Raw genomic sequence first — 13,629 nt, forward strand, 5'->3', positions numbered from 1 at the left:
CGTTTTCTGCGGTAGTGCGGCCGGTGAACCGGCCGGGGGACACCCGGACAGCGGGGCGACTCGGGGTGCTTTTCTGCGATAGGGGCGATGTGACGGACGGTGGCGCCGCCCCGGGACAGGATCGTCAACGGATGTGACACCGACCCCGGTTCTCTGCTCCGTTCCTACCGAACCCCCGGCACCACGTGGCGCGTCCGGCCAGGAACTTGCCCGGCCACAGGTACAGGCGGTTGATCAGCCCGATGACGTGACTGGTCGGATCGTCGAGCTGGATGTTGCTGGCCATTAGGGCTGGAGCACGTAGCGACCGCGCACCCCGCCCTTCGCCATGGCCCGGTGGGCGTCGGCGACCTGGTCCAGCGGCACGACCGTGTGCACTCGGGTCGGAAGTTCGCCGGACGCGGCGCGGGCGAGCAGGTCGCCCAATCGCGGGCCGTCGGGGTGCGTTACCACGACGGCTACGGTGATCCCGCGCTCCGTGGCCGGCACGGCGTTCGGCCGGATACCGACGAACGCCCCGCCGTCGCGGACCAAGGCGAGACCCTGTTCCTGCAGGGCGGCACCGTCGGCGACCGCGTCCCAGCCCGACTCGGCGTGTGTGGTGAAGCCGGCGCCGAGGCTACGGACGAACTCCTCGTCCTCGGCTCGGGCCAGGCCGGTCACCCGCCAGCCGCGGTCCTGCGCGAGCGAGGCGACGTACCCCCCGACCGCGCCGGCCGCCCCGGTCACCAGCAGCCGGTTACCGCCGGTGGGCGCGTCGCCGAGCAGGTCGACGATCTGCGCCGCAGCCAGCCCATTGAGCGGCACCGTCGACGCCGCGACCAGGTCCAACCCGTCGGGCACGACGGCGAGGTCGGCGGCCGGCACGACGAGCTGCTCGGCGTAGGTGCCGAAGTCGCGGTCGAACCCAACCACCAGACCGGCGCCCCGGGTACCGACGGCCAGATCCACGCCGCGGCCGGTGGCTACGACGATGCCGGCGAAGTCCCAACCCAGGCCGGTACGCTCCGGCTGATTGATCAGCCCCATGGCATGGAAGAAGCCACCCGCGACCCCAAGGTCGACGGGGTTGACCGGCGCAGCGGCGATCTCGACCCGGACCTCGCCGGGCCCGGGCTCGGCAACGGGAACGTCAATAATCTCGATCGAGCCGGGTCCGCCCGGGGTGCGCACGACGGCGGTGCGGAAGGTGGACATGCTCATGGGTTCGCTCCCTGTGGGCTTGTGTTCGACGGTCATCCCACATCACTATTGAGGGATAACTCTCCACTAGGAAGTACGCACCTCACAGTGCGTAGGGCACCGCCCGGTAGGAAGGAGTAGCCGATGCCAACACTGACAGCAGCCCAGAAGCGGGCACACGCGCAGGCAGACTACGACGCGTTCCTGGCACGCTGCCCCAGCCGCCAGCTACTCGACAGGATCTCCGACAAGTGGGTGACGCTGGTCCTGGCGGCTCTCGGCAGCGACGGCCCGCACGCCCCCGGCAGCAACCGTGTCGGCGAGCCGCGAGCGATGCGCTACTCGGAGTTGGCCCGCCGGCTGGCCGGGGTCAGCCAGAAGATGCTCACCCAGACGCTGCGCTCCCTCGAGCGCGACGGCCTGGTCACCCGCACCGTGACGGCGACCGTGCCGGTCACCGTCACATACGAGCTGACCGACCTGGGTCTCTCGCTCCACCACATGATGCGCGGCATCAAGGATTGGGCCGAGGCGCACATGGACGAGGTGCTCGCCAATCGCGAGGAGTACGACACCCGCGTCGCCTGAACACCGACCATCAGCACAGCGGAGGCCGTCACATCAACCCCTCCTGGATCCTCACCAGGCCATCGGCGTCTGACGGGCCGGTCTTGCAGTCGATGTCCGAAGACATCTGTGCCGGTGTCCGGACCCGCGTGCACAGTGGGCCGCGCCGTCCTCGTAGTCGAGCTCAAGCCTCAGTCCGTCTCCTCCCGCATCCACTGGCTTGCCGCCCGATCGCCTCGGCGACCAGGCTCTGTACTCCAGCCCCCAGGAGATGGATAAGAGACCATGCCTGCCGTTCCAGTCCCACGTGTGGAAAGCGGCGATGACCGTGACCCCGCCGCAGCGACGAGGACCAGTTACAACCGCATCGCCCGGGACTATGCAGTCCGCACCGCAGAGGTCTCGGATGAGTTGGCCGCGTGGAGATCAGGTTTCCTTGACCTGCTACCGGCCGCGGCGTTGATCGCGGATCTCGGTTGCGGGCCAGGCCGTGACCTCGCGGTCTTCACCCACGCCGGGATGGCCGCGGTCGGCATCGACCTGTCCGAGCAGATGCTACGGCTGGCGCGGGCCGCCGGTGGCCGTGCGGCCGCCGGCGACATCCGCCGCCCGCCTCTGAAACCGGCGGCCTTTCACGGCCTGTGGTCCAACGCCGCACTGCTGCATGTCCCACGCCCCGAGGTCGCCAGCACGCTGCGCGCCTGGCGATCGCTGCTGCGCAACAGTGGGGTGCTGAGTCTGTCCACGTCCCTCGGTGGCAGCGAGGGCTGGGAAGCCGCTCCCTACCGGGACGACTATCCACCGTCGGTCCCGCTCCGACGCTGGTTCGTGCACCACGACCGTGACGACCTGCTGAACATCATCGAACAGGCCGGCTTTGCGCTTCGTACCGTGCGGGAGGAGCAGCGGCGCATGACCTGGTTGCAGGTGAGGGCCGTCGCCACCTGGATTCAGTGAGACGGTCCGATCCTCCTGTCGATGTCCAAACTCGTCTGTGCTGGGTGGTGCGGTGACGGCGACATGTCCATCTGGGGTACACCCCAACACCACACGATCAACTCGCACGTAGAGCGTCAGGTTAGGGTCCTTGGCGAGGTTTCTTGACATCTGTCCGGCAGGTTCTTAGAGTCCAGCCTGACATTTCCGGGTGCGGAAGGGGTTCGAGGCGGATGCGGGTCGGATACGTCAGGGTCAGCAGCGTCGACCAGAACACCGTCCGGCAACTCGACGGGGTCGAGGTCGAACGGGTGTTCGTCGACACCGCGTCCGGGAAGGACACCGCCCGGCCGAAGCTCGACGAGCTGCTCGCGTACGTCCGCGACGGCGACACCGTGCTCGTGCACTCCATGGACCGCCTCGCCCGCAACCTCGACGACCTGCGCCGCCTCGTGCGGACCCTGACCGGCAAGGGCGTGCGGGTCGAGTTCGTCAAGGAGAGCCTCGCCTTCACCGGCGAGGACTCGCCGATGGCGACGCTGTTGCTCTCCGTCATGGGCGCGTTCGCCGAGTTCGAACGCGCCCTCATCCTCGAACGCCAACGCGAAGGCATCGCCGTCGCCCGCCAGCGCGGCGCCTACACCGGCCGCAAGCCCGCCCTCACCCCCGACCAGGCCCGCGAGCTGTCCGAACGCGCCGCCGCCGGCGAGCGCAAGTCCGACCTGGCCCGCGAGTTCGGCATCAGCCGCGAAACCGTCTACAACTACCTACGAGCTCCGGCCCCGTCGAAGGCCACGTCAACCGCAAAATGATCAAAAGGCAGATGTACGGCCGCGCGAACTTACCTGCTCCACAAACGCGTCTTGCTCACCCCATGATCGACAGCGGCGTCCGAAGAACCACAAGATCTGTTGCCCGACGCGGGGTGGGCGGTGTGCTGCACGCTCGGCCAGGGCACCGCCGGCTTACCGGCGAGCAGAGGAACCCGTGGCAACTGTTGCACCTTCCGAGGTCGGCCGCAGCCGCGCGACGGTATACCTGGCCGAAGTGGCGAACAGGCTTACCGCCCGCATGACCGCCGGCTCCACGCTGGTCAGCCGGTTCGTCCACCGAACGGTGACGAACCCGAGCAGGCCACCCACGTCGGGCAGCGGGATCACCATCGCCGAGCCGATTTTGAGCTGGTCCACCCGCTCGGCCGGGATGAGCGGTGTGCCGGTGGGGTCCGCGATGAAGATCGGCTCCCGCAGCTGGGACAGTGCCCGCAGCGCCGCCTCGTCGTCGGGCGTGGCCCGGGCCCCTACCCGGGGCAACGGCTCGGTTCCCGCGGCGACCGACCAGCCTGCCGCTTCGAACACCGTCGCCCCCGGCATCTTCGCCACCATCACGCCGACGGCGTCCGAGCCGGTGACGATGTGGATCACCTCGGCGATCAGTGTGGCCGCGGCGGGCAGGTCGTCCGGGTGCCAGAACTGGTCGAGTCTGCTGAGCGCACCGGCGACGTCCTCGCTCATCAGGCGCTCCCGGCGCGCGTCGCAGAGTCTGATCGTCTGGGACGCGAGGCAGCACAGCGCCCGGCGCTGACCCGGGGCCAGCCGCCGGGGCAGACGGTCCGCGACGCACAGCGCACCGAAGGCGTGCCCGCCCATGGTCCGCAGCGGCGCCGCGGCGAGGAAACGCAGCGGGACGCGCGGGTCGGCCCGGACCACGTGCGCGAAGCGCAGATCCCGCGACGCGTCGGGGACTTCGAGGTACTCGCCGGACCAGACCGCGTGGGAGGCCACGCCCACCCGGCCCGCCAGCCCGGCCGCCTTCAGGCCATGACTGGACTTGAACCACTCCCGCTCGGCGTCGACGAAGGAGACATAGGCGTAGGTGCAGTCCGCGACCTGGGCGGCGAGTTCGACGATCTCGTCGAACTCGGGCTCCGCGGCGGTGTCGAGGATCCGGTGGTTGCGCAGCGCGGCCAGCCGGGAGTCCTCGTCAGCGGGGATGGGCGCGGCGAGACCGCCCGTGGACCAGCGTTCCCTGGCCCGCGGCGGTACCTCACCGGGCGGCGGCCGCGACTCCCCGGATCCCCCGGACTTCCCAGACACCGTGCCGGTGGTTCGAGGCCCACCGTCGGCGGCGAGCAGCGGGGCGAGGTCCCGTGCCGGCAGCGGGGGTGAGAGCTTGTAGCCCTGCAGGACGTCGCAGCCGAGCTCGGTCAGGATCCGCTCGCCGGCCTCGTCCTCGACACCCTCGCCGACAACGCGCAACCCGAGGCGATGCCCGAGGTCGACGACCGACCGCACGATCGCGACGTCCAGCAGACTGCCCTGGGCATCGACGACGAAGCTTCTGTCGATCTTGATCTCGTCGAAGGTCAGCACCTTGAGGATCTCCATGGAGTTGTAGCCGGTCCCGAAGTCGTCCATCGACAGCTTGACCCCGAAGACCCGCAGCTCACCGAGCATCGCGGCGGCCCGCGCAGGCTGGGAGACGAGAGCGTTCTCGGTGATCTCCAGGGTGAGGGCATCCGGGGGGAGATCGTAGGCTGCCAGCCGCTCGGCGACGATCCGCGGAAGCTCGTCGACGACCAGCAGCCGGGGCGACAGATTGGCCGAGACGGTCAGCGGTATCCCCTCCGACCGCCAGCGGGCACACTGGCGCAGCGCCTCGTCGAGTTCCCACCAGGTCAGCTCGACGATCAGCGAGGAGCGTTCGGCCATCGGCAGGAACGATCCGGGGGGCAGCAGGCCACGTTCCGGGTGGCGCCAGCGCATCAGCGCCTCCACCCCGACGATCCGCCCCGTCGCAACCTCCCGCATCGGCTGGTAGTGGAGCTCCAGCTCGCCCAGGTCCATCGCGGAGCGCAGTTCCGCGTGCAGTGCGAGCTCCCAGGGCCGCACCGCCGCGCAGGCCGTCGTCCACACACCGACCCGCTCACCGCCGCGCCTGGCGTCGGCGAGGGCGGCGTCGGCGCACGACAGCAGATCAACGATCCGCTCGCCGCAGGCCGGCGCCGTCGTGATACCCGCGGTCGCCTCCACCTCGACGTCCACTCCGCCGATCCGGAGCCGTCCCTCAAGCTGCGTGAGGACGTCACGGCCGAGGCCGGTGAGGACGGGATCCGCCATCTCGGGTGGGGACGACCGGCCACCCCCGCTGGCCTCACCGGGCAGCAGCAGCACGAACTTGTCCCCGCCCAGGCGGGCGACAAGCAGCGGCGGCGGCCTGACCAGGCAGAGCCAGCGACCGAAGGTCCTGAGTGCGTCGTCGCCCGCCTCGTAGCCGAAGGCGCTGTTGAGCTCCTTGAAGTGGTCGATGTCGACGATCATCATGACGGTCTGGCGCCCCGTCGCCGTCATCCCGGCGACCAGCGGATCACCAGCCTGGATCAGCCCGGCGCTACTCGCCAGGGCGGTCAGGGAGTCGGTGAGAATCCGGGCCCGTCCCCGCTGGAAGGACGTGTGGGTCAACGGTGCGGCGGCCAGCACTCCGAGCACGCTGCCCAGCCCCGCGAGCGGATACTCCGCGAGGCTGCCGTGCAGGCTGAACACACCCAGGATGATCCCGGCCATCAGGGTCACGTGCACCATCACGGCGTCGAGCCGGCGCCAGGCGAGCCCGACCTGACTGCCTGCCCACGGAAACCAGAACAACAGACTCACAACGAGTGCGCCAGATTCGGTCACGGCCAGGGCGACCACCACCAAGGCGCTCATCACGACGCAGACGAGGAGGGTGAGCCGTCTCAGGTACGCCGCCGGAGCGATGAACATACTCGGGACTGCCACGGCCCCGAGCGCGGCGGCGGCCGCGACGGTGGGGTTCAGGTAGCCCGGCGAGCCAGGCACGACGGCCAGCACCAGCAGAAAGACCGATCCCACAAGCGCCGGGACGACGAAGAAGGCACGGTCACCGACCGCCCCGCCAGGCACCCCACCGCCGACGTCACCGTCGCGGACGCGACCGCGCGGGTGCCTCTCCAGCTCCCGGCGCGCGCCAGTCCACCACCAAGCCACGCGCTTCCTCTACCCCCACAACACGGTTTTACAGGCAGTCCCCGGCACCACCGCCGGGGACCTCCCCCGTTTCGGTACGGGTTCGTACCGAAACGGGATCGATGTTTCGGACGTCACTCGACGTGGCGGGTGGAGAGGGCCGCGCGGATCATCGGGATCAGCGGCCGAGCCCACTGCGGAGCGTCCGGAGGGCGCGGTGATCGCGACGGCGGTGCCGGGACCGGGGGTCAACGGACGGCTCGTCACGGGCGCCACCTACTGGGGCCCAAACGACTCGCATGTAGGACCTTCGATGTACCGCACGCTGACTTGGGAGTGGGACGGCCGCGGATTCAAACTGATTAGCTGACCGACCACCGTTTCACACGGCACCTCGACATCCCACCGCTGACCCTGCTGTGGACCTTTCCAGTATGCGCCCGTACAGTCGGCTTGTTCCGCCCGGTGCACAGCGAGTGCCGGGCGGAACAAGCCCTTAAAATCAACGGATAATAAGAGACGGGTCAGCAGTTCTCGTTGATATAGAAGTTGGTAGATTCGACGGTGAGGCCCTCCAGTCCCTGGGGCGTAATGAACTTGGCTCGGATCTCATAGCTCTCGCCCGGCTTGAACTGGATAAGATTCAGCGTTCCGGGGATCTTATAGGACACCCTGTAATCGCCGTTCGGGCTCACCTTGCCGCTGCCGATCGGTATCTTGACGATGTCGCCCATGGCGTAGCTGTCCAGGGTTAGCCGGACCTCCGATCCGCCTAGTATACTGCCCACGTTGCCCGACACGGTTCCGCCGGCACCGGGACACCCGGACGGGGTCGTGTTCTGCATCGCCCTAGCGGTATCCGACGCGATGAACAGTGCCAGAGCGCCCATCAGCGCGATGAAAAACAGCCGTAGTCTTCCCCGCACGAGAATCCCCCCTCGAATAGCCTTCTGTCCGGCGGGAAGCCGGTGCCTGTCCAGTACCCGCCCCATTCCGAGTGAATCCCGCCGTCTACCGGTGGATTGAGTCATTTCCACGGTCCATGGTCGGAAGCCCTGTCAGTTCCAGGGACAGATCCTCCTTAGGAAGACCGTGACAGTAATAGACCAATAATAGGGCGCATCGCGCGTAAACCGTAGGGCAGGAATACTCCACTCAAGCCGTCAGCCCGGATTCACATGGTTCCAGAAAGGCGTCTTCGAGCATCGCAGTTGGTCGACGGGGATCAGGGCTGGGAGCTCCACACCCGGACCCTGCCCCTGGACCCGATCACCGCCGCCGGCCCCACCTGATCGCGAACCTGCGCGCCATTACGGGGAGACCGGGACAAACCGTGGGAGGCTACGCCGCGTTCATGATCGGGCCGGCGACTTCCCGGCCGGGACTGCTGGGGTACCAGCGGGCGAGGTGGCAGCTCTGACAACAACATCGGGGCCGGTGGTGGAGGTGCTGTCCGCGTTCGTCCGTGAGCACACCCGTCAGCCAGCGGACAACTCGCCCCGAATGGCCCGGCCCCTTACCGATGTCCAAGCGGCGCTGACGGTTCTAGGGGGGCGACCGGAATACGGCCGGAAGCCGCCGTAGCGATCTTCCTATGATTCGTGGTGCGTCGTTCTCCGCCGGTCTGCCCGGGTTGGGGCCTGGCCGCCGCACGCGAGCGCGGCCGCGTCGGCGGACGGCCCACCGTCGCCACCCCCGAGATCATCCGCGCCGCCCGCGACATGCTGCCCAACCCCGAGGCCAGCGTCACGTCGATCGCGAAGCTGCTCGGCGTCAGCCCCGGCACCCTCTACAACCACATCCCCGACCTACGCGAACTCCGCGCCGCAGGCCGGGCCCACCACGAGCTCGCCGCCGCCGAGCCACAGGCCAGCTAGATCATCGCCGATTGCGGCTGGTGACACGTTTCTTACCGGCACCCGGTCATGGGTGGTCGGTCTTGGCGCTTCATGTGCTGGCCGACCTGCTGACCGGCGCTGTCCGAGGTCGCGTGGTGCCCAGCGTCCTACAGTCCCTGTCAGCCCATGGCGGCTGCCGGCCGGGACATATCCCCGGTCGGCAGCCTGACTGGTGGTGTGGTGTGTCAGGTTCGGCAGGATGCTCCGGAGCAGGTGGTGAGGGTGTCGAGGCGTGCGTCAAGTTCGGCGACGAGTGTGGCGTTCTCGGTTTTGCCCTGGGGTGTCGCCAGCAGGTTGGTGAGCTGGTAGGGGTCGGCGGTCAGGTCGTAGAGTTCCCGCTCGTGGACGCGGGGGGCCCGATCGACGTCGTACCAGCGGACGTAGAGGTAGTCCTCGGTTCTTAGGGCGCTCCACGGGGGCAGGTCCAGGAATACCCCGGTGATGTTCTCGACCTGTTCCTGGACCACGCCGTCCTGCCCGTCGATCCCTGGGCCGGCGTACTGTCCGAGCAGGTCGGTGCGCCACGACGTCGGGGACTCGCCGTGCAGGAGGGGTGCCAGTGACTGGCCGTCGATGTCGGCTGGGATCGGCACACCGGCGAGGTCCAGGAAGGTCGGGGCGAGGTCGATGAGTGCGACCATGTGGTCGTCCGTGCCGACGGTCACACCCGGTCCCGCGACGACCAGCGGTACCCGGATGGACTCCTCGTAGGGGGCCATTTTCTGGGTCAGCCGGTGGGAGCCGAGGTTGTAGCCGTTGTCCGAGGTGAAGACCAGGTAGGTGTTATCCAGCTCTCCGGTGTCGCGCAGGGTCTGCACGATACCCGCGACCATCTCGTCGAGCGCGTACAGCGAGCCCATCCTGTCCTGGTAGTCCGTGTCGTTGATCGCCGCCACGCGGGCTGATCGCTCCTGGGCGCTTTCCTGCAGCCACCACGGCTTATCGGAGACATCGGGCTCGTCGTAGTTCGGTGTGCGCGGCGCGGTAGCGTCGGCGAAGGGGTTGTCCGCATGCCGCGGAGCCGGGGGAAGCGGCAGATGTGGCGCGGTCGAGGCCGCATACCAGAAGAACGGGCTGTCATCGGCTGCCGCGCGGCGGATGAAGTCGGTGGACTTCGTGGCTACCACGTCGGTGGAGTAGTTGGCCGGATCCTCCGTTCCCCCGTACTGGACGAGGGTGCCGTTCTCGTTCAGGGTGTAGTTGTAGCCGGTGTAGAAGTTGTTGTCGACGCTGCCGTACCACTCCGACCAGCCCGGCGGGATGTGCGTCGGGTCGTCTTCGATGCCGTTCATGTACTTGCCGGCCAGGCCGGTCCGGTACCCGCCGTCGCTCAGGTACTTAGCGAACGTGTGGTCCTCGTTGCCGTTGCCGGCGAACGTTGCCCAGCCACCGACATCGCCGGCGTTGGTGAGTACACCGGTGTTGTGGCCGTACTTCCCGGTCAGGATGGTGCCGCGAGCCGGGCAGCAGATCGGGGTTGGGGCGAACCCGTCGGTGAAGGTCAGCCCAGTGTCTCTGATCAGAGCGGCGGTCTGCGGCATCGCCTCCCAGGACGGGGAGGTCGTCTGATCGAGGTCGTCAGCGAGGATGAACACGAAGTTGGGTTGCTCGGTCGTGGCCGCCGCGTTGACCGCCGACAGCCGGCCGGCCGTGGGGTCCGACGAGCTACCGGACAACGCGGCGGCGGCCATCGCGGCCAGTGCCACGCAACTCACCATTCCCGCCGCGCCGAAACGGGCCCGCCGGCTGAAACGGTGGTGCCGTGCCATCACCGATCTCCCGCCCGGCCGCGGGACATCGGACGTGCCGTGTGGGGATCACTGTTCGGTGTCTGCTTCCACATGCGGCCACCACACCGGATGGTCATGTAGACGAGATGCGATCCGGATGTGCGAACCCTGTGAATCCAGACAGAAGTTCCGGTAACTTCGGCCGGTGGCGCGATGACGGCACGACCGAGACGGTCCACGACCTGCTGCGTTGGCTGGTTCGTGAGCACCATCGCAGGAAAGCCGACCCGAGCGCGGTCGTGCTGGACTCCCAGACGGTCCGCTCCTCCACCAACGCCCCGAAGGACACGACCGGCCTGGACCCGGGAAAACGCAGCCCGGGCCGTAAACGCGGGATCGCCGTCGACACGCTGGGACTGCTCATCGCCGTGGTCGTGGTCGCGGCCAGCGTGCACGACAACACCATCGGCACCGCCCTGCTCGACCGGGTCGCCGCCGGTGCGCAAGGCGTGGGTGGACGCCGGGTTCAAACAGCAGGTGGTCGCCCACGGCGCCGGCCTGGGGATCGACGTGGAGATCGTCGGCCGGCAGCCCGGGACGCGGGGGTTCACGGTGCTACCGAAGCGAAGGAACTGAGGATCCATCGAGGACCCCGACACAGTGTTTCTGTACCAGAACAGTACGCCAATCCGACGGGTTGGTGTACCGGAACGGGATGGAAACTCGGTAGGGTGAACGGTATGCCTCGCCCCGGACGGCCTACCTGGACTCCCAGCGCGGACGAGCAGCGCGCCCTGGACGAGCTCGCCGAGCTCGCCGCGGCCGCCGACGCGGCGGAGGCCGCGGTGTGGGCGGCCGCCCGCGCTGCGCGCCGGCGCGGGGTGCCAGTGGACCGGGTCGCCGCGGTCCTGCGCCGGGGGCGGATGACGGTGTACCGGCACCTGGACGAGGGCCCGCCCACCCCCACCTGACTCGCCCCGCCCCCCGTCCCCGCGGGCCGGTCGCCGTCGGAGAAACCCCCGCTACGACGGTGAGCCTGGACAGCCCGCGGAGGGGGGTACGGCCCCCTGACCTGCATGTTCCGGTTCCTCCGCCCCCCTCCGTCCTTAACTGGAGGGAATAGTGGAGGGAATGGCGGAGGGAACAATGGAGGGTATAGCGGACCCCAGGGTTTGATCGTTTACCTGCATGGGCGGAGGGGGTCTCTCGCCGGCGAGACTGTAGGAATCGGAGATTGTTGGCGAGCGCGTCCTGGCATTTCGCGTTGTTGGCGAGCGCCGCCGTGCGGGGCCGCCGATGCTGTTGGCGAGCGCTGGCACCGCCAGCAGGTGCACAGCGGGAGGATCGCAGGGCCGTGACCAGCGGTTCGCCAAGTAGGCCCGCGTCGCTCGCCATCCACTCGCCAACTGTGCTGGCGACTCGCCATCTTCCCGTGATCCCTACAGAGACGGATCCCGCCCACCGGTCCGCCCACTCGTCCGCTCACCGGCCCGCCGGCAAAGGCGGGTGGGGCGGCGGGCCGGTGCCAGCAGCAGGTCAGGGCGGGTGCGGCACCCACCCGAGCGCTCCGCGACTGAATACCGAATCCAGTCCAGTGTCAGATGTGCGGCCAGCGCCGGCGAGCCCAGCGATCCTGTCTGCCTGCCCGGCCGCCGTGCTGGCTCCTGGCGGGGGTGCTGACCTGCGGCCGTCAGGCCGGTGTCAGATCACTGTCAGGTTCCATCTGCGTCGCTGTCGCCGGTCTGCTGCTCGGGTGGGGATCCGGCGCGCCAGCCGCGGCCGCGCCGGGCGGCCTGCCAGGTGCGCACCTGCGCCGGATCCCAGACGGGGGTGCGGCCGATGCGGCGGGTGGGGGCGGGGGCCTGGCCGCGGCTGACGTACCCGGACCAGGTGTCGGCGCCGACCGGGGCGCCGGCTTCGGTGAGGTAGGCGAGGACGTCCTCGCGGGTCCACGCCGGGGCCGGTCCGGCCGCGCTGAGGGTTTCGCCGGCGAAGCTGGCGTCGTCGCGGGCCGCTTCGGTCGCCACCGCGGCGAGTAGTTCCAGCGCGCGGGCACGGGCCGCGGTCGATGTGCGCTGCTGCTCCTGGGCGCCGTCGTAGACCGACCAGGGTTTGTCTTCGTCGGCGAGGTCGGCCAGGGTCCGGGCCCACGTCCACGCCAGGTCCAGTACCTGCTCGCGCAGCAGGTCCCGTTCCTGACGGGTTGGGTCGCGGTGGCCCATCACGGCTGGTCTCCGAGGGTCAGGGGGGTGAGGGTGGCGCCGGTGATGCGGTCGGCGCACATCCGGTGTACGGCACCGGTGGTGTCGCGGACCGCGCTCGGAGTCGGCTCAGACATCCCTACCTTCTTCCTCGGGTCGACTCGGGCTTCCTCGGGTCGACTCGGGCCGGCCACCCGGGTGCGGGAGGCCGCGACGGTGGCCAGGGCGGCCATCGCGGTCGCCGCGGCCTGCTCGAGCGTGGCGTGCACGCCGGTGGCCGCCTGGTGCTGCGCGGCGGTCAGGGGGTCGTCCCCGGGCCCATGAAGGAGCTCCTGGTCCTCCTCGAGGACCAGCTCCACGCCCGCGGCATCAACCTGCACATCCTCACCGGCATCTGCGCCGGCCTCCACCGCCCCGCCGGCGCCACCATCGCGGACAAGATGCTGTTAGGGCGCGTATCTGGTTGTGATCAAAGGGGGGGCCGGGTGAACTCCTTGATCCAGATCATCGAGGCGCGGAGGTGAAGGCCGGCAAGGCAGCTGCCCGGGGTCTTGTCGTAGCGGGTGGCGATTCCCCGCCAGGCCTTCAACTTGTTGATCAGACGTTCGACGGTGTTCCGTTCCTTGTAGAGATCAGCGTCGTGGCGGACGGGGCGCCCGCCCCTGCTGCCCTTCCTCGTGCGGTTGGCGGCCTGGTCGGCCTTCTCGGGAATGACGGCCTTGATGCCACGTCCGCGCAGGTAGGCACGGTTGCCGCGCGACGAGTACGCCTTGTCCCCGGCGACCGCCCCGGGTCGGGTACGGGGACGACCGACCGGCCCGGGCACTCGTACCTTCTCCAGCACGGGTATGAACTGCGGGCTGTCCGCGGCCTGCCCCGCGGTCAGCACGAACGCCAACGGCCGGCACCGCCGGTCAGCAGCGAGATGGACCTTGCTGGTCTGCCCGCCCCGCGACCGTCCGAGCAGAGCAGCGGTCAGCCGGACCTTGCGTCGGCGCCGGAGGCGTCGCCGTTGTTCCCGCCCGGGGTCGTCCACGATGTTCTGCCCGTTTTGTCCCTGCGTGCCGCCCCTTTTTGCCGGGTCTTCTCCTCCTCGGTGGCGGCCTTCTCCAGGGCGGCGATCACGTCC

At 69.1% G+C, this 13,629-nt stretch carries 11 protein-coding genes and 2 pseudogenes; 6 read left to right on the top strand and 7 right to left on the bottom strand.

The annotated features are described in order from the left end of the window. Nucleotides 1-285: 285 nt before the first annotated feature. Entirely contained in the window at nucleotides 286-1,203 is a 918-nt protein-coding gene (locus AC559T_RS04255; protein WP_498867819.1) for an NADP-dependent oxidoreductase, read from the bottom strand. A 123-nt stretch (nucleotides 1,204-1,326) separates the two neighbouring features. Here AC559T_RS04255 and AC559T_RS04260 point away from each other — a divergent pair, with 123 nt between their 5' ends. The 3 genes from AC559T_RS04260 (at nucleotide 1,327) to AC559T_RS04270 (ending at nucleotide 3,497) form a co-directional block, all read left to right on the top strand. Continuing rightward, nucleotides 1,327-1,770 (top strand): winged helix-turn-helix transcriptional regulator, encoded by a 444-nt coding sequence (locus tag AC559T_RS04260; RefSeq protein ID WP_498867820.1) that lies wholly within the window; start codon nucleotides 1,327-1,329, stop codon nucleotides 1,768-1,770. Nucleotides 1,771-2,058: 288 nt separating this feature from the next. Continuing rightward, nucleotides 2,059-2,706: a class I SAM-dependent methyltransferase gene (locus AC559T_RS04265; protein ID WP_498867821.1), complete on the top strand. Its 648-nt coding sequence runs from the start codon at nucleotides 2,059-2,061 to the stop codon at nucleotides 2,704-2,706. Between the two features lie 212 nt (nucleotides 2,707-2,918). After that, nucleotides 2,919-3,497 carry a recombinase family protein gene (locus AC559T_RS04270; RefSeq protein WP_498867822.1) on the top strand — a complete coding sequence of 193 codons (579 nt, stop codon included), beginning with the start codon at nucleotides 2,919-2,921 and terminating at the stop codon, nucleotides 3,495-3,497. A 153-nt stretch (nucleotides 3,498-3,650) separates the two neighbouring features. Here the strand turns inward: AC559T_RS04270 and AC559T_RS04275 are convergent, their stop codons facing one another. Further along, nucleotides 3,651-6,692 carry an EAL domain-containing protein gene (locus AC559T_RS04275; protein WP_498867823.1) on the bottom strand — a complete coding sequence of 1,014 codons (3,042 nt, stop codon included), beginning with the start codon at nucleotides 6,690-6,692 and terminating at the stop codon, nucleotides 3,651-3,653. 503 nt (nucleotides 6,693-7,195) lie between these two features. Continuing rightward, complete coding sequence (locus tag AC559T_RS04280; RefSeq protein WP_498867824.1) at nucleotides 7,196-7,561, bottom strand: hypothetical protein; 366 nt, start codon at nucleotides 7,559-7,561, stop codon at nucleotides 7,196-7,198. Nucleotides 7,562-8,275: 714 nt separating this feature from the next. Here AC559T_RS04280 and AC559T_RS04285 point away from each other — a divergent pair. After that, a complete protein-coding gene (locus AC559T_RS04285; RefSeq protein ID WP_498867825.1) occupies nucleotides 8,276-8,548 on the top strand; it encodes a helix-turn-helix domain-containing protein in 273 nt (90 codons plus the stop codon). A gap of 206 nt (nucleotides 8,549-8,754) precedes the next feature. Here AC559T_RS04285 and AC559T_RS04290 read toward each other — a convergent pair whose 3' ends face one another. After that, nucleotides 8,755-10,338, bottom strand: coding sequence for a sulfatase family protein (locus tag AC559T_RS04290; protein WP_498867826.1), 1,584 nt, complete (start codon nucleotides 10,336-10,338; stop codon nucleotides 8,755-8,757). A 158-nt stretch (nucleotides 10,339-10,496) separates the two neighbouring features. Between AC559T_RS04290 and AC559T_RS04295 the strand changes: the two are divergent. Next, nucleotides 10,497-10,926: pseudogene (locus AC559T_RS04295) on the top strand (transposase); the annotation flags it as partial. Between the two features lie 113 nt (nucleotides 10,927-11,039). Continuing rightward, on the top strand, nucleotides 11,040-11,270 hold the full coding sequence (locus tag AC559T_RS04300; RefSeq protein WP_498867827.1) for a hypothetical protein: 231 nt from the start codon (nucleotides 11,040-11,042) through the stop codon (nucleotides 11,268-11,270). A 741-nt stretch (nucleotides 11,271-12,011) separates the two neighbouring features. Here the strand turns inward: AC559T_RS04300 and AC559T_RS04305 are convergent. The 3 genes and pseudogenes from AC559T_RS04305 to AC559T_RS04315 form a co-directional block, all read right to left on the bottom strand. Further along, nucleotides 12,012-12,524, bottom strand: coding sequence for a hypothetical protein (locus tag AC559T_RS04305; RefSeq protein WP_498867828.1), 513 nt, complete (start codon nucleotides 12,522-12,524; stop codon nucleotides 12,012-12,014). After that, nucleotides 12,521-12,880: a hypothetical protein gene (locus AC559T_RS04310; protein WP_498867829.1), complete on the bottom strand. Its 360-nt coding sequence runs from the start codon at nucleotides 12,878-12,880 to the stop codon at nucleotides 12,521-12,523. Before AC559T_RS04310 ends, AC559T_RS04305 begins: the two co-directional genes overlap by 4 nt. An 89-nt stretch (nucleotides 12,881-12,969) precedes the next feature. Next, nucleotides 12,970-13,629, bottom strand: a pseudogene (locus AC559T_RS04315) (IS5 family transposase); the annotation flags it as partial.

Source organism: Frankia sp. Hr75.2 (assembly GCF_949319125.1).
GTDB classification, from domain to species: Bacteria; Actinomycetota; Actinomycetes; order Frankiales; family Frankiaceae; genus Parafrankia; species Parafrankia soli.

Coding starts and splice junctions, on each gene's coding strand:
- AC559T_RS04290 (WP_498867826.1), bottom strand. CDS start 10,338: ATGGCACGGCACCACCGTTTCAGCCGGCGGGCCCGTTTCGGCGCGGCG.
- AC559T_RS04300 (WP_498867827.1), top strand. CDS start 11,040: ATGCCTCGCCCCGGACGGCCTACCTGGACTCCCAGCGCGGACGAGCAG.
- AC559T_RS04255 (WP_498867819.1), bottom strand. CDS start 1,203: ATGAGCATGTCCACCTTCCGCACCGCCGTCGTGCGCACCCCGGGCGGA.
- AC559T_RS04270 (WP_498867822.1), top strand. CDS start 2,919: ATGCGGGTCGGATACGTCAGGGTCAGCAGCGTCGACCAGAACACCGTC.
- AC559T_RS04280 (WP_498867824.1), bottom strand. CDS start 7,561: ATGGGCGCTCTGGCACTGTTCATCGCGTCGGATACCGCTAGGGCGATG.
- AC559T_RS04260 (WP_498867820.1), top strand. CDS start 1,327: ATGCCAACACTGACAGCAGCCCAGAAGCGGGCACACGCGCAGGCAGAC.